Source organism: Clostridium sp. Marseille-QA1073 (assembly GCF_054863625.1).
The window spans coordinates 1-21,125 of the sequence record NZ_JBSVQM010000009.1; the positions used below are offsets into that span (position 1 = coordinate 1).

Genomic DNA, 21,125 nt, shown 5'->3' on the forward strand with positions numbered 1-21,125 from the left:
CCATTAAAGAAATTATTTTGATCAAAAATAATTTCCACCTTAATTGTGCATTTTGCATTGTGAACTGTGAATTAAGATACCATAGAGATATACATTAATTTTTAAGATAGTTTGTCTATGTATTGTAGTATATTATTTTATTTCAGGTATATTATAAAATTTACAATTTTCTTTTAAACATTCACTATTTATTTTACTGTAATTACAGTATGTATTTTTATTTTTTTCTAATTCTATATTTAAGTTTTCTTTAATAAAATCAATAGATGTTTCAATAGCTAAAAATGAGTCCCTTTTACAACATCTTGGTCCACCAAAGGAACTTATAGCCTCTAAGCTTTTTGATGTCATAAGATTACATAGTCCCCATTTTTCCTTTGATAGGGGTGTTGCTCCTAAAATTAAACTCATAAAAATACCAGTTCCTACAGCTGCACCACAACATCCATAAAATCCGCAAAATCCCCCTAAAACATTTTTAGATCTTTTTTCACACTCTTGAAGTAATCTTAACAGCTTTTCTCTTTCAGAAGTTTTATTTAAATAAGCTGTTAGTAATACTGATGGAACTAAGAAATGATGCTCTGGTCCATGCATTTTTACAGATGGATGTTTCATTAAATCCATTGCAATTTCTACGGGATTAATACTTGTACTTGATGCACAATAATTCTTAATTACTTCAAAAGCATCTAAACTATGACAGTTATCGCAAACATAATGCCCATGTTTACAACTAGCATTAGAGTGAATCTTTTTCTTACAATAATAGCATTCCATTTCTCTACTTTCATTTAAATATGTTAATTCTTCTCCACAAATCATGCAATTAAATTTTTTTCCCATAACACTTACCCCCTTACTAATTATTTTATCATAGTTAAGGGACGGTTCATTATTTTTATTAATATTTAAAATGCTTTATTCGAAGAATTCTTTTAATTATACAACTTGTAATGAACCGTCCCTTTCTTCCTTTAGTGGTATAAATATAAATTTTAATATATAATACCTGTATAGAAAAATAGATAAAACGTATGATAATAAGATACATAAAGGAGGCATTGTATGAAAAAATTTAAAGTACTCCTATATTTTTTATTAGGACTAAGTCTTTCGCTATTCATACTAACAACTTCTATTCATATAAAAAGCTTTGATATTAATTACTATATGAATTCTTTTAAAGAAAATAATATTGAAGCAGTTACAAATATGGATGAAGAAAATCTTCGTCATGTAGCTAAAGATTTAATTAAATATTTGAAAGATGATAGAGCAGAATTGGATACTACAGCAGTAATAAAAGGTGAGCTAAGGCCAGTTTATGGAGAACGTGAAATTTTACATATGATAGATGTAAAAGCCCTTTTTAAACTTAGTCAATGGATAAAAGTAATCTCTGCCATTGTAGCAATTGGAACTTTATTAATTTTATTTAAAATGAAAGCTTTAAATCCATTTTATCTTGGTAAGACACTGATGATTACTGTGGGTATAAATTTATCTTTATTATTAATTTTAGTACTTTTAATGCAAAGCAATTTTACTCAGTACTTTACTTATTTCCACGAAATCTTTTTTACCAATGACTTATGGCTATTGGATCCAAAAACAGAGGTTTTAATTCAAATGTTACCAGAAATCTTCTTCATTAAAGCTGCAATTGGTATTGGACTATATTATGGTGCAGCACTATTATTAATGATGATAATAGGTTTTCTTTTATATAAAGGAAAAAGAGAGAAATATATTATTTGATTTTTATGATGATTATTTGATAGTTGAATTTAAAGGATAAAGATATAAGTGTAAATAAAAATCCTAAAGAATCTTAATTCTCTAGGATTTTTATTATTTAAACACTATCATTCAAAAGTTTTTATAAGCTTAAATTTGTCCTTATTACATAAGTACAGTTTTTCCATATCATCAGTAAAAATATTTTCTACATTATTTTCATATGAAAAACTAACTCCAATTCCACAGTTTGAACTCAACTGTCTAGGTACAGGTAATGTTTCATTTGATATATTATTTTTTAATAGAAATCTATTAAATTTTATAGCTCCTGAATGAGTATAAAACGTAGCTATATACTTCATATTATTTTTTAGCAGTTAATAAGAAATCTTCTCCTACATTTTCAAGTGAAACATTATAACCTGCATTCTTCATAAATCTCTCTACATTTCCACAAGCTGTATTGTTATCTACTAATACGCTAGCTCCATCCTTATTTTCTTCTAATGCCCTTTTCGTCATTAATACTGGCTCAGGACAGGACATTCCTCTAGCATCAATTTTGACCAACACTTACATCTCCTTTCTTCTTTAAGCTAAAGCTTTTATCTATACTCAAATAAGAAATAGCTAGTAAAACTATCATAAATAGTATAGTTGCTATTTGACCATTTGCAGTAGGTCCTTTAGTACTTGAAGCAAGTTTAAAATTGTGACTAAAAGCTGCTCCAACAAGCATTCCTAATATTGTTATAACTGAATCAATATTCCCTTCTCCTGCTAATATGAGCTGCCTCATAGGACATCCCCCTAAAAGTACTGATCCCCATCCAGCTACTACCATGCCCATAAAGTTCCATAATCCATCAGTATGTGCTATTGGTTGATCTGCAAAACCAAGATTAAAATTTCCTAGCACTATATTTCCTATTAGTGCTGCAACAAATATAGCTATAAAGCCCCATATTAAATAAGAATCTTTAAATAAAACTAAATCTCTTATTCCTCCAACCATACAGATTCTTGTTCTTTGACATATTACACCTACTATTAAGCCTATAACTAGTGCTAATAATATTGGGGTATGCATAGAGCCTGGACCTTCTTTTGAAAATATTAAAAGTCCTGAATAAGTTACAACTAAAGCAAATAGTCCAATATTAATTATTGGGAATATAAATCCTTCTATTTTAGTTTGTTTGTAATTCCTTTTTAAGCTAAATCCTCTGTTTAAGAAGAATATTCCTATTAATATACCTACAGTAAATCCTGCTATTCCAAAAATAGCATTTAAGTCTCCACCAGCTAATCTTAAAACCATTCTAGTAGGGCAACCTAAAAATATTAATGCTCCTACCATTACCATAAACCCTAAGATAAACCTTATAAATGGTGAAGATCCTCCTCTAGAACTAAATTCTTTAGTAAAAAATGAAATTAAAAATGCCCCTAATATCATGCCCATTATTTCAGGTCTTGCATACTGTACAATATCAGTGTTATGTAATCCAAGTGCTCCGGCGGTATCCCTTATAAAGCAAGCAATACAAATTCCCATATTCTTTGGATTACCAAAATAAACTGATACAACTGCTAATAACCCAATGATAGCTCCTCCAAGGATTATACCTTTTTTCCCTTTCATAATTTACTCCTCCCCCTAATTTTGTTATTATTAATTATGACAATTCCTTAAGTAAAGTTTAACAAATAAGTATAAGTCAGTAAAATTATATTATTATATAGACATCTTTGTATCTATTTCTAATACTAATAACTATTAAGGAGGATTATATGAAAACATTCTATATGGATAATGCAGCCACTTCATTTCCTAAAGCTCCAGGAGTAGCTGAAAGCATGAGCAACTATATTTTAAATATAGGCTGTAATATAAATAGAGGAGTTTATTCTAAATCATTAGAAGCAGAAAACATAGCTTTTGAAACTAGAGAACTTCTATGTTCATTGTTTAATTTTGACAAACCTGAAAATGTTATATTTACTTCTAACATCACTACTAGTTTAAACATGCTTCTAAAAGGATTATTAAAAACTGGAGATCATGTTATAGTTTCATCCTTAGAGCACAATGCTGTTATGAGGCCACTTTCTTCTTTAGTTAATATCGGAGTAGAATTTTCTAAATGTCCTTGTGATAGTGATGGGAATCTTTACTTAGATAAATTAAGTTCTCTTATAAAAACAAATACTAAAGCTATAATTATGACTCATGCTTCTAATGTATGTGGAACAATTTTGCCATTAAAAAGTATAGGTAAAATTTGTAAAAAACATAACTTATTTTTTATAATTGATGGAGCTCAATCTGCTGGATTCTTAGATATAGATTTTTATGAGCTAAATGCCAGTGCAATAGCCTTTACTGGTCATAAAGGATTACTTGGACCTCAAGGAATTGGAGGTTTTTTGATAAGCTCTGAGCTGGCTCATAATGCTTCTCCTATAATTGAAGGTGGTACAGGTAGTCTTTCAGAAATAGAAACTCAACCTGAATATATGCCAGATAAATTTGAATCTGGAACACCAAACATTCCTGGAATATATGGTTTAAACACTTCTTTAAAATACATATTAAAAGAGGGTATATCTTCAATAAGAGAAAAGGAACTACAAGTTACTAGTGAATTTTTAAAAGAGATACATCACCTAAATAAAGTAAAAATTATAGGTATAGAAGATAATAAAAATAGAACTGCAGTGGTATCTTTAAATTTTTTAAACAGAGATAATGGTATAGTTTCTCATTATTTAAACAAAAACTATGGAATTTTCACCAGAAGTGGATTGCATTGTGCACCATCTGCCCATAAATCATTAGGAACTTTTCCTGATGGAACTGTAAGATTTAGTTTTTCACATTTCACAACTATGGAAGATATAGATTATTGTATTGATGCAATAAATAAAGTCATTAAAAATGTGGATGAATATTAATTTGTAGGAATCATAATTTATGTTAGGGTGATGATGATGCAAATGAAAAATATTCCCAATTTAATTACAATAATAAGAATATTAGGCACAATAGTTTTAGTGTTTATAAAACCATTTTCGAAAATATTTTTTATAATATATTTTATATGTGGTATCGGTGATGTTTTGGATGGAATTATTGCACGAAAGATGAATTTAGTAAGTAAAAAGGGGCAGGTTCTTGATAGTATTGCAGATTTTTTTATGTTTATAGTTTTTTTGTTCATATTTGTGCCTAATTTAAAATTTTCTTTATTGGGCATATACTGGGTAGTTATTATTGCAATTATTCGTTTTATATCGTTGGGAGTTGGTTTTATGCACTATAAACAACTCGCCTTCTTACACACTTATACAAATAAGTTAACAGGTATAGTTTTGTTTTGTTTCCCTTTTATATATGTTGTATTAGGATTATACACAACAACTATTTTAGTTTGTTTTATTGCAAGCATTTCGGCAGTGGAAGAATTAATTATTAATATTGTTTCTAAAAAATTATGTAGAGATATTAAGTCCATATTTTCATTATGAAAATGCACACAATTTACAAATTCCAATTTATTAAATAAAGAAAAGACATAGAATAAGTAATATTATTCTATGTCTTTTATTCATTTATTCTATAATGGTTTTTTTACTACATCTATAACTGAACCATCTCTATATTCTACTACTGCAACTACTTCATCAGATAGTTCTATTGCTTTAGGCTTTCCAGTCATTTTTTCCGCTACAGCCTTTAGTTCTTCTATGGTCATAACAGGAAGATTAGTATTTTTTAATTTCTCAATTAGATCTGTTCTTCTTGGATTAACAGCTATTCCTCTTTCTGTTACTATAACATCTATACTCTCTCCAGGAGTTGTTACTGTTGTAACGCTATCTTTTATAATTGGAAGTCTAGCTTTTGTAAGTTTAGTAACTATTATAGTTAATTTTGCTCCTGCAGCTGTATCACTATGTCCACCTGAACCTCCCATTATAACTCCATCTGAAGCTGTAGTTACGTTTGTATTAAAGTTTGTATCTATCTCTGTTGCACCTAATATAACTACATCTAAGTTATTTACAACAGCTCCTTTATTATCTGGATTTCCGTACATAGATGCTGACATTCTCATATGCTCATGAGTTGAGGAATAAGACTCAACAGCTTTTAAGTCAAAGCATTGAACATCAAATAGATTTTTAAACAATCCCTCTCTATACATATCTACTATGTATCCAGTTATACCACCAGATGCAAAGCTTCCTTTTATATCTTCTTTTTTCATAAATTCTCTAAGTTCTGCTGCAACAGCTAAAGATATTCCACCAGCTCCAGTTTGGAAGCTCATTCCGTCTTTAACAAGACCTGATGCTATCATTGTATCTAATGCCATTTTAGCTATTTTAAGCCCAACTGGATCTTTAGTTATTTGAGTTGTACCTGAAACTATTCCTGCTGGATCTCCTATAGAATCTACTTTTACTACATAGTCAACATAAATCTGACTTATTTCTATTGGACAGTTTGGATATGGTACTAAATTATCTGTAATTGCTACAACCTTATCTGCACCTTCTGCATCTGCTACTGCATATCCAAGTGCTCCACAAGCTGATTTTCCATATAATCCATTAATATTTCCATAGCTATCACAAGCAGGTGCAGCTACAAAAGCAACATCTATATGCAAATCTCCACTTTCAATTGCTCTTGCTCTTCCACCATGAGTATGCATAACTGCTGGATATTTTAATTTTCCTTCTGATATAGCCTTTGCTACTGGCCCTGATATATAGTTTGCAGCAATTCTTGTAACTACTCCACTTTCCATATATTTCACAAGTGGTGCATGTACTGGGAATATTGAGCTTGCTGCTACTCTTAAATCCTTAACTCCTCTTTTAGCAATAGCTTCTACTACTGTATTTAAAACATAATCACCATTTCTTAAATGGTGATGAAAAGATATTGTCATTCCATCTTTTATATTAACTTTATCTAAAACTTCTTCTATACTATTTACAAGCTTTTCATCCATTGGAGTTACAGATTTTATATTTACTGTAGCCTTTTTCTTTTCTCCAGCTTTTTCAAAGACACCTTCAAAAGGTACAACCTCACCATATCCTTCTATAAAGCTTGGAAGTTCACGTCCTAATACGTTCTTCATTTTATCACCTCAATATTTAACCTTTATTAAATAAGTCCTAAAACTTTTGCTAATTCTACTGTAGTTTTAGCTCTATTGATAATTGGAGCATCTACCATTTTTCCATCTAATGAGAATACTCCCTTACCTTCTTTTTCTGCTTCTTCCATAGCCTCTAAAACTCTTTCTGCATGTCTTATTTCTGCTGCAGTAGGTGCAAATACTGAATGAATTCCATCTATTTGTCTTGGATTTATAGATGCTTTACCTGTCATTCCAAGAGATTTAGCCTTGGTTGTATCTACTAATAAACCTTCACTATCATTGGTATCTGTAAATGGAGTATCTATAGCATCAACTCTCATTGCCCTACAAGCTATAGCAACTCTATTTCTTGCATAGAAGATCTCTTCTCCAGCTTTAGTTCTCTTAATACCCATATCTGAAGTATAATCTTCTCCTCCAAGTAAAACTCCCACAACTCTATCTGAAGCTTGGATTATTGTATAAACATTTTCTACGCCATAAGCAGATTCAACTATTGGTATTAATTTTATAGATTTAGCTTCAAAGCCTTCTTCATCTTCTATTTTGCTAAGCCTTTTATCTATTTCTTCTAGTTCCTCTTCTGTAGCTTTAGGCACCATTAACGCATCTGGCTTAACTCTTGCAATTACGTCTATATCTTCATTAGCATATTCTGTTGAAAGAGGGTTAATTCTTACCACAACTTCAACATTGCTATAATCTACATTTTTTATAGCTTCTCTAACAAGTATCCTTGCACTATCCTTTTCTGTAAGACTAACGGCGTCTTCTAAATCTAATATAACAGAATCAGCTCCAAGAATTCCTGCATTTTGAAGCATTCCTGGATTATTACCAGGCATAAAAAGCATAGTTCTTCTTAATTTTTTCATAGTATTCACCTCTATTACTGTGCTCTTTTAACAGCAGTTTCTACTCTAGCTTTTATAGTATAATCTAATGCTCCTTTATCTTGAGCCTTAACTATAGCTTTTTCTACACCTAAATTGCTTAGTGTGTCTAATATAGTTTTTCTTATTTCATCACCAAACTGTTTCATAACTATACTTTCAAGGTCTAATTCTATTCCACCTTCATCATTTGGCATAACCATTATATAAATGTCATTAGATTCTAGTGTTCCTGCTTTTGCAACTTTCTTGATTTTCATACTATCACCTCAAACTATTTAAATATGCCTCTTTACCTATTTCGTAAAGATTATTTCCTTCGCTATCAATAACAACCACTAATGGTAGGTCTTCTACTTCAAGTTTTCTTATAGCTTCTGCACCTAAATCCTCATAAGTTATAATTTCTGCAGATTTTACACATTTAGCCATAAGTGCTGCCGCACCACCAATAGCAGCAAAGTAAACGGCACCATTTTTAATCATTGAATCTATAACTTCTTGAGAACGTAAGCCTTTTCCTACCATTCCCCTTAAGCCCTTTTCTAAAAGCTGTGGAGTATATGCATCCATTCTATAGCTTGTAGTAGGACCTGCTGAACCTATTGCCATTCCTGGTTTTGCTGGTGTTGGTCCAACATAATATATAACACTATCCTTAACATTTATAGGTAATTCTTCACCTTTATCTATTAAATCAACCAATCTTTTATGTGCAGCATCCCTTGCTGTATATATAGTTCCAGAAAGTAAAACGCTATCACCTGCTTTTAGATCTTTAACTTTTTCTTCAGTTAGCGGCATAGTAACTCTTTTTTCCATTATAAATCCCCCTTAAATTAAAGCTCTACTTCAGCATGTCTTGTAGCATGACAATTTATATTAACTGCTACAGGAAGTCCTGCAATATGTGTTGGATAGCTTTCTATATTTACCGCAAGTGCAGTACTTCTTCCTCCAAAACCTTGTGGTCCTATTCCTAAATTATTGATTAATTCTAATAATTCTTTTTCAAGCTCTTCATAGAAAGGATTTGAATTTCTTATTTGTACTGGTCTTATTAATGCTTTTTTAGCTAAGTTTGCTGCTTTATCGAAAGTTCCCCCAATTCCTACTCCAACAATTATTGGCGGACATGGATTTGGTCCTGCTTCTTTAACAACTTTTAATACAAAATCTTTAACACCTTGTAATCCATCAGATGGCTTTAACATCTTTAATTGACTCATATTTTCTGAACCAAAGCCTTTTGGTGCTACAGTTATTTTAAGTTTATCACCTGGCACAACATTATAATATATTACTCCTGGAGTATTATCTTTTGTATTAACTCTATCTAGTGGATCTTTAACTACTGATTTTCTTAAAAATCCATCACCATAACCACGTCTTATACCTTCATTTATAGCTTCTTCTAGATTTCCACCTACTATATGAACATCTTGACCTAACTCTACAAATACACAAGCCATTCCAGTATCTTGACACATTGGCATGTCTTCATTTTCAGCAATTTGAGCATTTACTATTATTTTATCTAATATCCCTTGAGCTATAGCCCATTCTTCTTTATCTCTAGCATTAATTAAAGCATTTTTAACATCATTACCTAAATAATAATTAGCATCTATGCATAGCTTTCTAACTGCTTTAATTATCTCTGAAACATTTATTTCTTTCATAAAAATTCCTCCATGCTTAGTATTTTTTACTTAGGCATCTGAAAGAAAATAATAGATTAAAGATGTTAGTATATTTTTTATCAGACAAGGCGTTAGGTTCTGCTCATAGTGGAGCTATGGGCAGGTTCTCACGACGCAGTATGATGGAAAATAGGCTAATATACTGGTCTATTATTTTTTTGAAGATGCCTTATATATTTAATTATAGTGTAAAAGGCAGTTTGTATAAACCGCCTTTCACTTGTTACATAATTATTTATTTCTTCTATTAATTAATGCAATTACTCTGTTCATTTCATTGTTTACTATCATGTAACCTTCATCAACGCCCATACCTGGTTTTGCTAAACATTGATCTGCTCCACAAGCTATAGCAATGTTAGTACAGATTTCTGCTGATCTATTTGTTTCATTACATGTTCCACCACAATAAGCTCCTACACCTTTTTTCTTACAGTATAGTATAGCTTCAATAATATTATTTACTCCACCAAGATCTGGAGTTTTTATTTGAAGCATATGTCCTGATTTATTATCAGCGAAGAACTTAACATCATCAAAAGTATTGCACCATTCATCAGCAACAAGTTCAACATTTATTCCTCTGTTACCAAGCTCAGTTGTTAAATCTCTTAAAGCTTCCATTTGTCTTTCTCTGTGCTCAACATCCATAGGTCCTTCTATTCTTAATTTGAATGGTTTAGCAGCTTCTTCTAATGTAGCTAAATAATCAGCCATAGCTTTTATATCATAATCGAATGCTACTCCAATTGTTCCGTAAACATCAATGTGGAATATTGGACTATAGTCTTCGCTTGTTCTTAGTTTTAATACTCTTTCACTTAACCATTTAACATATGCATGTAATTTCTCACCCTTAGTTCCTAGCTTGTCCTCTACATTGTTGATTAATGCGTGAGGCATTACGTCTGCACCTTTTATTATCATTTTGTCAGCATTTGAGTATCTGTCGTCTCCTGATTGAGTAAATATTGGAATTCTCTTTATTTCTACTCCTGTGTTGTATTCTTCTTTTACAACTTCAGCCATAGTTACCTTTTTAGCTTTAGCAACTCCATCAAGTATTGCTTGAGTTACACCATATCTTATTGCAGTGTGTAATCTTTTTCCATCAATTGTCATATGATCAAACTCTTCAGCTAATGCTTTAAAGCTTTCAAGTTCTCTTCCAATTAGCTTTGGTGCTATTTCTTTTTCTATAACAGGTATAAAATCTTTAGCTAAAAATAGCGGATCTCTTCCACCAGCTCCTGAATATTGTACTGCAGCACAATCTCCTGAGGCTACTTGGCCATCTTCAAGGATTAACATTACAGATATAGATTCCCCTGCTTGTCTTACTGATGTAAATCCATCTGTTACAGGTTCTCCAACATATGTGAATCCGTCATGTCCCGCTCCTTTTTTTATTGCTCTTTGGTCGTCAAAATAGAATCCTGTTCTTCCTGCTGAACATACTACGTCAACAATTTTCATTTTAAAACACCTTGCCTTCTTAAATTTTGTTATTAGCTTTTTAAATTGTTTTTATAATTATTCAGGTCTTCCTACTAGTCTTCCTTTTCCAACTGCAAATATATCATCAACTGTCATTTGGAATCCAACTTCCCTACCTTCGAACTTTCCTCTTTCTTCTAATTTCTTCATGTTATAAGCTTTTAGTTCTTCAGTAAATGGAACATTACCAAATTTCAAGTATCTTACTGCACCATTATTATCTCTTGCAGGCATCATTTTACCAGCATTGTACTTGCTTGGTGCAAAAGGAATATCAATTACTCCCATTTCAATTCCTTTAACAGTTCCTATTGCTAAGTCACCATTTCCAACTTCATATAATTTATCTATCATGCATTTAGTCTCTGCTTTTATAATTTCTATTTCAGTTTTTAATTCCTCACACATCGGTAATCTTTGACCTCTTAATAAGTTAAGAGTCATTTTAGTAGCTCTTATACCTTGAGCATTAGCTTCTTTTGTTGGTATACCTATAGCTTCATGAGTTGTTTTAACTATAACTTTTGTAGCTCCTGCTAATGCTGCTGCTGCTGACCCAGTAGAAATAACTCCATAAGCTTTAGCTTCATCAGCTGGGAATCCACCCATCCATTGATGGAATACTGTAGTTAAATATACATCATTGTATCCATTAGCTTTTAAATATTCATTACATTGTTCTTCTAATGCTCTTATAGCTGCAACGTCTTGTACTAAATTTCCACATTGTCCATATCCAACTGTTATATTTTTAACGCCTTGCTCTGCTGCAAGTAATGCTTCTATTATAGCTACCGCATTTGAAGTGCTTGGTGGAACTAATGTACCAGTTAATGGTCCGTATGGTTCTCTGTTTATAGATACACCATGCTCTTCATAATATCCAACTAATCTATCACAATACTGCCAATCTAGTATTGTTTTCTCTAATGTAACGTTTTTAGCATATGGTATGTTATAAGAAATACCACCGCCCTCATTTGAAGTCCATCCTGATGCATGTGTAATTTCAGCAAGTAATCTTCCATCTGGAGTACCATGTCTTGATTCTATTGGCAAGTTAACAGATTCAAAAACTTCTCTACAGCCTTTAAGTCCATGGTTAACTCCTGGGAAACCATTTAATAAAGATCTGCCCTCTTTTATACTTTCTTTAATACCAATTTCACATTCTTCATATCTATTTTGTCTTGTATAGCTATCTATTGTAGAAGGTAAAAGGTCTGCTCCACCTTCATTTTGAAGAAAGTTTAATAGTTCTATATGCTTATCTATTAATGCAACTCCCGCTCTAGGTTGCGCTAATGTTGTACCCTCTTCTTTTGCTTTTATAAGCTTTTTAGCAAAGTTTTTATGGTCTGGAATTCTTTTATTATATTCAATTGCTTCTTGTAAATCTATTTCCTTACCTGTTGGCCATTGACCTAAGACTTCTTCTCTTACCTTAAAAAACTCTTCTTCAGTCCATTTTTTATTTTTTAATTCCACTTTAAATTACCTCCTGATAATTACACTCTGACTAAATATTTTTTCATGATTCTAACAGCTTTATCTGGATAATCTTGAGCTAATAATCCCATAGCTGATAATATATATGTTTTATCTAATAAATATTTTGGATTTTGTGGTCTTAGTGAAACTGGATTTTCACTACTAAAAGTACCTGCACTTAAGATTTCTCCTGGATTCCTACTATGGACCAATACTCCTCCAGTTCCTATCATATACTTAACTTCCATTAAATCTTTTCCTGTTTGATTATAAACTACACCCATAGGAGTATATATATTTTCTATCACTCCTGAATGTCTTTCCATCGATAGTTCTGTTGCAACTTTTGCCATAGCTTCATCAAATTTTATCTCATCCTCACTTTGAGGGACCATCTTTATATTTTTATTTCTGTATGTACAGCATTCTTCTATATTAATTTCTCTTTTATCATCTTTTAAATATTTTCTAAGTTTTCTACTTCCTGCTGCTTCCCATAGAGAAATTGCGGAGTATCTCATTCCAAGGTCACCCTCTACTGTTCTTTTAGCAAAAGGTTCCTCAAGTCCTCTCATATTTACTCCTGCTTTTGTAGGCTCACCATCTGCAATAGAATGTATATCTGTAGTGGCGCCACCAATATCAACAATTATTAAATCGCCAATACCTTCTTCTTCATCACTGCCTTCTCCTAAAACTCTTGCTGCTTTAAGTACAGCTGCTGGTGTTGGCATCAATATACCATTTACAAAACTCTCAGCATTTGAAAGGCCTTTTGCATCTGTTATTTTCTCCATGAAAACTTTTCTTATTTCTTCACGAGCTGGCTCAACATTTAATGAATTTAGTTGTGGCATAACATTTTCTGTTATGCTAAAATATAAATTTGCTTCTGTAAACATTCTTTTTATTTCATCATTAGCACTTTTATTACCAGCTACTACTATAGGAACATCTAGTTTAGAATTAACTATCATTTCTGCATTATGCAAAATACATTGCTTATTTCCACCATTTGTTCCTCCAGCAAGTAATATTATATCTACATCTGAATTCTCAATTTCAGTAATTTCATCTTCTGTTAACTCATAACTGTAAACTTTTAGCACTCTCGCTCCTGCACCCAATGCAGCCCTTTTAGCTGCTTCTGCTGTAAGTTCAGGCACAAGTCCAATAGCAACCATCTTTAATCCACCAGCTGCTGATGAACAAGCTAATTTTTTTACAAAGTTTACATCTTTTCCTTCTAATAGCTTTTGAATCTTTTCGTAAGACTTATTAAAGCCTATCATTATATCGTCTTCTATTGTTGTAATATCTTTTGCTGTAGCTAATATTTCTTCATTTTCAATATCTACAGCTGTCAATTTCGTATAGGTGCTTCCAAAGTCTAAAAGCAAATATGCATCCACTTAAATCACTCCACTTTTGTTATAGTAAACCTAAGTCTTCTTTTAAATCATGAATTGTTGTTTCAAGAGTAGTTCCTGGTGGGTAAACTCTATCGAATCCCATTGATTTAAATCTAGCTTGTACATCTTCCCAGTTCTGCTTTCCTACAACTATATTTCCACCTACATAAAGTAATATTCCTTTAAGGCCTGCTTCATCACATTTTTCTCTTAATCCTCTGCAGTCGATTTCACCATGTCCATATAATGAAGATACTACTATTGCATCAGCATTTGTTTCTACTGCTGCATTTATAAAGTCTTCTTGTGGTGATAAAACTCCTATGTTTTCTACATTAAATCCTGCTTCTGTTAAAGCATAATCTAATATTTTGTTACCAACTGCATGACAATCTGCTCCTATAACTCCAAGAACCAAAGTCTTCTTTTCCATTTTTAAAAGCCTCCTAAAAATTAATTGTGATTTTGCTTATATTTTATTTCTATAATTTTAGATTTAAGCGCCTTTACAGAGCCACTATCTAAACTATAGGAAAACTCAATTATTTCTTTATTCTGTAAGTTTAGCCTAGAAACATCCTTATATCTACCAGGTGTAACTATAAGCACATCAAACTCTTCAATTATTTGCTTTACCCTTTCTTCATCTAGGTCATTGAAATAATCTACTTTCAAATCTCCTAGTCCTGCACCTTCTAATGCGGATTTCATTTTAAATATAAATTCTTCAGATAAGCATATAAAACCAAACTTACTGTCTGCTGGGTGCCTAGCTATTTTAACAATAGATTCTAAATTCGGGTTAATGGCAACCCCTAGTACTTCCTTATCCATATGTTTAATAGAATTCTTAACTTCATTAACATGATTGAAAGTTGCTATTATTACTTGACATTGTTCAATAACGCTAGCAGTTTCTTCTGTCATTTCCTCTAGATCTCCAACTGTTAATGGCACCACATTCATATTACTATTTTTTGTAAGCTGTCTACTAAACATTCTAGCTTGTTCAATATTACACTCTACAAAGATTGCAGTTATTCTTTCCATTAATTCTTTTTTCTCTTTTACTCTTTGAACTACTATTTCTAAAAAATCTTCTGCTTCCACACCAATTTCTAAGGCTTCTTCAAGTGCCAAGTCTACAAATTTAACAATTTTATTTTTTACCTCTTGGTCCTTCCACGATATAGCCTCTTCGGCAACAAAGGTGCCTTTTCCTTGAATGGATCTTAATACTCCACTGCTTTCAAGTTGATTATAAGCTGTACTTATTGTATTTCTACTTACATTTAGCTCTTGAGAAAGCTCTCTTTCTGTTGGCATTTTACTTCCAACCTTGAGAGTACCTTCTTTAATCAAGTCCATAATTTGCTTCTTAACTTGAATATACAGCGGTATTCCACACTTTTTATCTACCACAATATTCATAAAATACCTCCCAAAGTTGTTAATGGATTAATGGACTAATCCATTCCACAGTTATAATATCATATGGACCTATTTAATTCAACGTCAATTTTATAAAAATTAAGAAAAAAGTCAACCTTCAAAATGAAGATAGACTTTTTTCTTGCTTTTTTCTGATTATTCACTTTAGTATGATATAAGTGCGCTTTATTAAATTGTAGCTTTATTAAATTTTATAGCATAAATCAATAGTTTTTTCATTTTTTGTTATTTCAATTAAAATTCATATTAACAAATGGACTTTTTTATAACTTTTCTTTAGGCCATTTGGACTCAATTGGACTTTTCAAAATATTCTCTTATTGATTTACAAAGTGACTCTGCAATTTTTTTTTGATAACTTTCATCCTTTAAAAGTTCTAAATCCTGCTTATTAGATAAAAACCCACATTCAACTAAAATACCTGGCATAGTATCATTACATCTTAGTACCTTATAAGCATCCTTAGATGGTTTTGCCAATCTAGTATTATTCTCATCTAAATCCATTCTTAAATTGTTTTGCATTATTTTAGCAATAACTTCACTTTCAGGATTATTAGAATACCATACTTGTGCTCCCTTACAACTAGGTTGTTGAAACTTATTTAAATGTATACTTACAAACATGTTACAGTCTGTTTCCTTTTTAAGCTCACATCTTTTGTTTAAATCTTCTCTTTTTTTCTCTTTAACAGTACCACTATCACTATATAATCCTACATCTTCATCTCTAGTTAATATAGCCTTATATCCTGATTCCATAAGTAATTTTTGTAAATGCAATGATATGTTTAAATTAATATGTTTTTCTACAGTACCATCACTAGCACTTGCTCCTCCATCCATTCCTCCATGACCGGGGTCTATTAATATAACTTTAGTCCCCATCATCTTATTGACTTCCATACTTGTTGTAGTCTTAGCTGATTTTATATTTATAGCTAACATTCCTACTAATGAAATCGATATAACTAACAATGATACAATTAAATTCTTATTTTTATATCCCATAAAACCACCTTTAATATATTATTCTGTAATTATATTTATTCAGCTAGTTCATACTTTATTATTACATTCTTATAATATAAAAATAAGTTTTTATTTATAACTAAAATTTAGCAATGAAATTAAAAATAACTAGTCAGTATACCCATTCATTTTTGAGCATACTGACTAGTTTATTTTATATACACTAATTTAATTTATATGGTGTTTCTGAAACTATTTCAGCTACATTTACAGCATGATCACCTATTCTTTCAAAATTACTTATAACATCTAAGAATATAGCACCTACTGTAGCATTACATATACCTGTGTTAAGTCTTCTAATGTGTGAAGCTCTTAACTCTTTTTCTAATCCATCTATTCTCTCTTCTACTCCTCTTACTGTACGAGCTTTTTCTTTATTATAATGTTTAAAACAATCTATGCTCATTTCTAATGCACTTACTGTGTAATTGAACATTGATAAAAGTTCTTTACTTGCCTCTTCTGAAAACACTATATGTTTTGCCATTTTTTCACTAGCTAAATCAGCAATATTTTCAGCATGATCTCCTATACGCTCAATGTCATTTACCACATGAAACATTGCTGCTACAATATTCTTCTGTTCTTCACCAATTTCTGTATTTGAAAGTTTAACTAAAAATCTAGTTATATCATCTTCTAATATATTTATCAATTTTTCATTTTCATAAACCTTATTAAGAGATTCTTCATTATTATTATTAAAAGCATCCATAGCTAATTCTAAATTGTCTTTTGCCTTATTTGCCATTCTTACTAATTCATTTGTAGTTTGTCCTAAGGCAATAACTGGAGTTTCTAGTAATCTTTCATCTATGTATTGTACTCCCATTGCTTCTTTTTCATCTTCTCCTGGGATTATTCTGTTTACTATATATACTAATAATTTAATACATGGCATTAATATTAAAGTATTAATTATATTAAATATACTATGTGCGTTTGCTATTTGTCTTTTAACAGCTTCTGCTCCCATACCTGGTGTTATACCTTGAACTATGCCAGTTAAATGACCAATTAATGGTATGAATATTAATGTTCCTATAACGTTAAATAATAAATGAATTAGTGCTGCTTTCTTAGCTGTTTTAGACGTTCCTATACTTGAAATTAGTGCTGTAACACAAGTTCCTATATTATTACCAAATAGTATAGGTACTGCAACATTAAGTGGTAATGCACCAGTTGATGCTAGTGCAACTAATATTCCAGTTGATGCAGAAGAGCTCTGTATTACTGCTGTCATCACTACTCCTAATAAAATTCCTAGTATTGTCTTACCTTGAAGTTTTATTATTAACTCAGAAAAAAATGATGAATTTGCTAGTGGTGACATTGAGTTCTTCATCAATTCTAGTCCTAAAAATAATATACCAAATCCTAATATAATATTACCAATTTGTTTAGTATTTTTTCTTTTAGTAAATAACACTATCATTGCACCTATTGCTAAAAATGCTGGAGCAAGTGCATCAAATTGAAAACTTATAAGTTGGGCAGTAATTGTTGTACCTATGTTTGCACCCATTATAACTGCAGTTGCTTGATATAAATTCATAAGTCCTGCATTAACAAATCCTACAATCATAACTGTAGTAGCACTACTACTTTGTATAATTGCTGTAACTATTGCTCCTGTTAATACTCCTTTTACTGGGTTTGATGTTATCCTATCAAATATTCCTTTTAACTTATCTCCGGCAGCATTCTCAAGTCCATCACCCATCATTTTCATTCCATAAAGAAATAAACCAAGTCCTCCAAATAAATTAATCACTGTAATAAATACTTCCATACATTACCTCCAAAAAAATTTGCTCAGTAAAATTCCATTTAAATGATACAATATATATTCAATACTGTTAATATGTAATTTGCAAATTTAACATAAACATAACATAACTTTTATCTTTCATGAAATTTTAAAATATAATTAAATATGTAGATAATCCATTGTATTAATAATAAATTTCACTAATTATATAATTCATTCTATCCACTACTAGGAGATTTACACAAAAAAATGCATATACTCAATTGAGTATATGCATCTCCCATATGTATTCCAAAGATCAACACTTGAATAACTTTGGTATAAATACATAAATAAATCCGAAATATTATCTTTTTGAGAACTGAGAAGCTCTTCTTGCTTTTTTAAGACCGTATTTCTTTCTTTCTTTCATTCTTGGGTCTCTTGTTAAGAAACCAGCTTTCTTTAATTCTGGTCTTAAATTTTCGTCAGCTTTTAATAGTGCTCTTGATATTCCGTGTCTTATAGCACCAGCTTGACCTGTATATCCACCACCGTGTACGTTAACTAAAACATCAAATTTTTCTTTTGTTCCTGTTAATGCTAATGGTTGATTAACTATAAATCTTAATGTTTCTAATCCAAAATAATTTTCTGCATCTCTTTTATTTATGATAACTTTACCTTCTCCTGGTACAAGTCTAACTCTAGCAACTGATTTCTTTCTTCTTCCTGTTCCAAAATATTGAACTTTTGCCATTTTTCTTCCTCCCTCCAACTACTAGCTTATTTGTATCTTAACTCTAATACTTCTGGGTTTTGAGCGTGATTCTTATGCTCTGGTCCTCTGTATACAGTTAATTTTTTAAGCATTTTTCTTCCTAATACTCCATTTGGAAGCATTCTTCTTACAGCTTCTTCAAATACAAACTCTGGCTTTTTAGCTAAAGCTTCTCTGTATGGAGTTTCTTTTAATCCACCTGGATATAATGAGTGATGTCTTAACATTTTTTGATCTAATTTTTTTCCAGTTAAAACTATTTTATCCGCATTTACAACTATCACATAGTCTCCAGTATCAACATGTGGTGTAAATTGTGGTTTATTTTTTCCTCTTAATATAGAAGCTATTTGGCTGGCAGCTCTTCCTAATGGCATTCCTGCAACATCAACTACATACCATTTTTTTTGAACTTCATTTGGTTTTGCTAAGTATGATTTCATTTCTTTTCCCTCCCTGAATTTTTAACAGTCCGAATTCTATGCTAAAGATCCGGGGCTAGTGGATCTTATACACAATTTTACTATACAAACATAGATATTATAATACAATTTGCCACGCGTGTCAATTATTTAAAATATTATTACATAATAAAAATATAGATTTTTATGTTAAAATATAACTAATTAATAATAGACTTCTTCTAGGCATAAACCTTGTGGTGGTGCAGTTTTTCCTGCTTTTGATCTGTCTTTAGAATTTATAATATCTATAATAGTTTCTGGCTTTATTTTATTAGTACCTACATCAACTAATGTACCTACTATTATTCTTACCATATTATACAAAAATCCATCTGCTGAAGCATATATTTTTATATAATTTCCTAGTTTTTCCACTTTAAGCTCTGTTATATTTCTAATAGATGTTTTCACAGAACTTCCACTATTTTTAAAAGCTGAAAAATCATGAGTACCTATAAAATATTTAGTAGCTTCCTGCATTTTTTCTATATCTAGATTATATTTACATTGATATGTAAAATTTCTATCAATAGTTGCTTTAACAGCTCTCTCAAGTATAGTATAGCTATACTTTTTACCTATACAATCATATCTTGCATGAAAGCTTAGCGGTACTTCTGAAGATTCCAATATGGCTATATCACAAGGAAGCTTTACATTTAAAGCCTCTTTAAACTTATCACTTGGTATAGTACTATTAGTGTTAAAATTACATACATATTTTCTTGCATGGACCTTACTGTCTGTCCTGCTGCAACCTATAATTTCAATTTTTTCCTTAGTCAATTCACTAAGGATTTCTTCTAAAGTACCTTGTACCGTAATATTATTATTTTGTTTTTGCCATCCAGAATAATTGCTACCATCATACTCTACTATCAATTTTACATTTCTCATAATCTAACACCTTTATAAATAAATTCTAAGTAATAAAATTAATGATGTAAATACACCAAATCCTATAAATGCTACAGTATCTTTATTAGTTAGCTTTAATACCTTCATTCTAGTTCTTCCTTCGCCACCTCTATAACATCTTGCTTCCATTGCCATAGCTAATTCTTCTGCCCTTCTAAAAGAACTTATAAATAGTGGAACTAACAACGGAATTAGATTTTTTGCTCGACTTAATAGATTACCACTTTCAAAATCCGCACCTCTAGCCATTTGTGCCTTCATAATTTTATCTGTCTCATCCATAAGCGTAGGTATAAATCTAAGTGCTATTGTCATCATCATAGCTAACTCATGGGCAGGAACCCCTATTTTTCTAAAAGGATTAAGTAACTTTTCTATACCGTCAGTAAGCTCTATTGGTGAAGTAGTTAAAGTTAATAAAGATGTGCCTGCAATCAAGAAGGTCAATCTCAATATCATAAATATAGCTAATATAATACCTTCTTTATATATCTTTATAAACCCCCACTCCCATAACAAAACTTCTCCTCTAGTAAAGAATAAATTGAATACTGCTGTAATTAACATCAATATAAATATTGGCTTTAACCCTTTATAAATATATCTAAAAGGAACTTTAGATATATTTATAATCAACATTAAAAATAGAAATACCACTAAATACCCCATAAAGTTATTGACTAAAAATAAATCTATTATAAAGAATAGTGATATTAATATTTTAACTCTAGGATCAAGCTTATGTATAAAAGAGTCACCAGGAACATACTGTCCTATTGTAATATCTTTAATCATATTAA

Annotated in this window: 23 protein-coding genes; 3 read left to right on the forward strand and 20 right to left on the reverse strand. The window is 30.9% G+C overall.

From position 1 onward, the window contains the following. Positions 1-132: 132 nt before the first annotated feature. Complete coding sequence (locus tag ACY1IQ_RS09750; protein ID WP_461613769.1) at positions 133-846, reverse strand: DUF5714 domain-containing protein; 714 nt, start codon at positions 844-846, stop codon at positions 133-135. Positions 847-1,068: 222 nt separating this feature from the next. Here ACY1IQ_RS09750 and ACY1IQ_RS09755 point away from each other — a divergent pair, with 222 nt between their 5' ends. Continuing rightward, positions 1,069-1,761 (forward strand): TIGR01906 family membrane protein, encoded by a 693-nt coding sequence (locus ACY1IQ_RS09755; RefSeq protein ID WP_461613770.1) that lies wholly within the window; start codon positions 1,069-1,071, stop codon positions 1,759-1,761. A 107-nt stretch (positions 1,762-1,868) separates the two neighbouring features. On the opposite strand, the gene ACY1IQ_RS09760 is transcribed toward ACY1IQ_RS09755, so the two are convergent. The 3 genes from ACY1IQ_RS09760 to yedE are packed head-to-tail and all read right to left on the reverse strand — an operon-like array spanning position 1,869 to position 3,388. Next, positions 1,869-2,105, reverse strand: a complete 237-nt coding sequence (locus ACY1IQ_RS09760; protein ID WP_461613771.1) for a DUF3343 domain-containing protein — start codon at positions 2,103-2,105, stop codon at positions 1,869-1,871. 1 nt (position 2,106) lies between these two features. Continuing rightward, complete coding sequence (locus tag ACY1IQ_RS09765; protein ID WP_461613772.1) at positions 2,107-2,316, reverse strand: sulfurtransferase TusA family protein; 210 nt, start codon at positions 2,314-2,316, stop codon at positions 2,107-2,109. After that, positions 2,300-3,388, reverse strand: a complete 1,089-nt coding sequence (gene yedE / locus ACY1IQ_RS09770) for a YedE family putative selenium transporter (protein WP_461613773.1) — start codon at positions 3,386-3,388, stop codon at positions 2,300-2,302. Before yedE ends, ACY1IQ_RS09765 begins: the two co-directional genes overlap by 17 nt. Before the next feature lie 149 nt (positions 3,389-3,537). Between yedE and ACY1IQ_RS09775 the strand changes: the two genes are divergently transcribed. Next, a complete protein-coding gene (locus ACY1IQ_RS09775; RefSeq protein WP_461613774.1) occupies positions 3,538-4,701 on the forward strand; it encodes an aminotransferase class V-fold PLP-dependent enzyme in 1,164 nt (387 codons plus the stop codon). A 36-nt stretch (positions 4,702-4,737) separates the two neighbouring features. Then, the gene (locus ACY1IQ_RS09780) at positions 4,738-5,274 is read left to right on the forward strand and encodes a CDP-alcohol phosphatidyltransferase family protein (RefSeq protein WP_461613775.1); all 537 of its coding nucleotides are present in this window, start codon (positions 4,738-4,740) and stop codon (positions 5,272-5,274) included. A gap of 89 nt (positions 5,275-5,363) precedes the next feature. On the opposite strand, the gene citF is transcribed toward ACY1IQ_RS09780, so the two are convergent. The 16 genes from citF to ACY1IQ_RS09860 all read right to left on the reverse strand — a co-directional run bounded on the left by citF (position 5,364) and on the right by ACY1IQ_RS09860 (position 21,120). Continuing rightward, positions 5,364-6,902 (reverse strand): citrate lyase subunit alpha, encoded by a 1,539-nt coding sequence (citF, locus tag ACY1IQ_RS09785; RefSeq protein WP_461613776.1) that lies wholly within the window; start codon positions 6,900-6,902, stop codon positions 5,364-5,366. A gap of 26 nt (positions 6,903-6,928) precedes the next feature. Further along, entirely contained in the window at positions 6,929-7,801 is an 873-nt protein-coding gene (locus ACY1IQ_RS09790; protein ID WP_461613777.1) for an HpcH/HpaI aldolase/citrate lyase family protein, read from the reverse strand. Between the two features lie 14 nt (positions 7,802-7,815). Continuing rightward, complete coding sequence (gene citD, locus ACY1IQ_RS09795) at positions 7,816-8,079, reverse strand: citrate lyase acyl carrier protein (RefSeq protein WP_461613778.1); 264 nt, start codon at positions 8,077-8,079, stop codon at positions 7,816-7,818. Positions 8,080-8,083: 4 nt separating this feature from the next. Further along, the gene (locus tag ACY1IQ_RS09800; protein ID WP_461613779.1) at positions 8,084-8,641 is read right to left on the reverse strand and encodes a Fe-S-containing hydro-lyase; all 558 of its coding nucleotides are present in this window, start codon (positions 8,639-8,641) and stop codon (positions 8,084-8,086) included. A gap of 17 nt (positions 8,642-8,658) precedes the next feature. Then, complete coding sequence (locus ACY1IQ_RS09805; RefSeq protein WP_461613780.1) at positions 8,659-9,501, reverse strand: fumarate hydratase; 843 nt, start codon at positions 9,499-9,501, stop codon at positions 8,659-8,661. A 252-nt stretch (positions 9,502-9,753) separates the two neighbouring features. Next, the gene (locus ACY1IQ_RS09810; protein ID WP_461613781.1) at positions 9,754-10,998 is read right to left on the reverse strand and encodes a methylaspartate ammonia-lyase; all 1,245 of its coding nucleotides are present in this window, start codon (positions 10,996-10,998) and stop codon (positions 9,754-9,756) included. 57 nt (positions 10,999-11,055) lie between these two features. Further along, entirely contained in the window at positions 11,056-12,507 is a 1,452-nt protein-coding gene (locus ACY1IQ_RS09815) for a methylaspartate mutase subunit E (RefSeq protein WP_461613782.1), read from the reverse strand. A 20-nt stretch (positions 12,508-12,527) separates the two neighbouring features. Next, positions 12,528-13,922, reverse strand: coding sequence for a methylaspartate mutase accessory protein GlmL (glmL, locus tag ACY1IQ_RS09820; protein ID WP_461613783.1), 1,395 nt, complete (start codon positions 13,920-13,922; stop codon positions 12,528-12,530). Positions 13,923-13,941: 19 nt separating this feature from the next. After that, positions 13,942-14,355, reverse strand: a complete 414-nt coding sequence (glmS, locus tag ACY1IQ_RS09825; RefSeq protein ID WP_461613784.1) for a methylaspartate mutase subunit S — start codon at positions 14,353-14,355, stop codon at positions 13,942-13,944. 20 nt (positions 14,356-14,375) lie between these two features. Beyond that, positions 14,376-15,353 carry a GntR family transcriptional regulator gene (locus ACY1IQ_RS09830; protein WP_461613785.1) on the reverse strand — a complete coding sequence of 326 codons (978 nt, stop codon included), beginning with the start codon at positions 15,351-15,353 and terminating at the stop codon, positions 14,376-14,378. Positions 15,354-15,665: 312 nt separating this feature from the next. Next, positions 15,666-16,385, reverse strand: a complete 720-nt coding sequence (gene cwlD, locus ACY1IQ_RS09835; RefSeq protein WP_461613786.1) for an N-acetylmuramoyl-L-alanine amidase CwlD — start codon at positions 16,383-16,385, stop codon at positions 15,666-15,668. Between the two features lie 184 nt (positions 16,386-16,569). Continuing rightward, positions 16,570-18,204, reverse strand: a complete 1,635-nt coding sequence (locus ACY1IQ_RS09840; protein WP_461613787.1) for a Na/Pi cotransporter family protein — start codon at positions 18,202-18,204, stop codon at positions 16,570-16,572. 325 nt (positions 18,205-18,529) lie between these two features. Further along, positions 18,530-18,922, reverse strand: coding sequence for a 30S ribosomal protein S9 (gene rpsI, locus ACY1IQ_RS09845; RefSeq protein ID WP_461613788.1), 393 nt, complete (start codon positions 18,920-18,922; stop codon positions 18,530-18,532). A gap of 26 nt (positions 18,923-18,948) precedes the next feature. Then, the gene (gene rplM, locus ACY1IQ_RS09850; protein WP_291561043.1) at positions 18,949-19,386 is read right to left on the reverse strand and encodes a 50S ribosomal protein L13; all 438 of its coding nucleotides are present in this window, start codon (positions 19,384-19,386) and stop codon (positions 18,949-18,951) included. A gap of 183 nt (positions 19,387-19,569) precedes the next feature. Further along, positions 19,570-20,304 carry a tRNA pseudouridine(38-40) synthase TruA gene (gene truA / locus ACY1IQ_RS09855; RefSeq protein ID WP_461613789.1) on the reverse strand — a complete coding sequence of 245 codons (735 nt, stop codon included), beginning with the start codon at positions 20,302-20,304 and terminating at the stop codon, positions 19,570-19,572. A gap of 12 nt (positions 20,305-20,316) precedes the next feature. Continuing rightward, entirely contained in the window at positions 20,317-21,120 is an 804-nt protein-coding gene (locus ACY1IQ_RS09860) for an energy-coupling factor transporter transmembrane component T family protein (RefSeq protein ID WP_461613790.1), read from the reverse strand. Positions 21,121-21,125 lie beyond the last annotated feature (5 nt).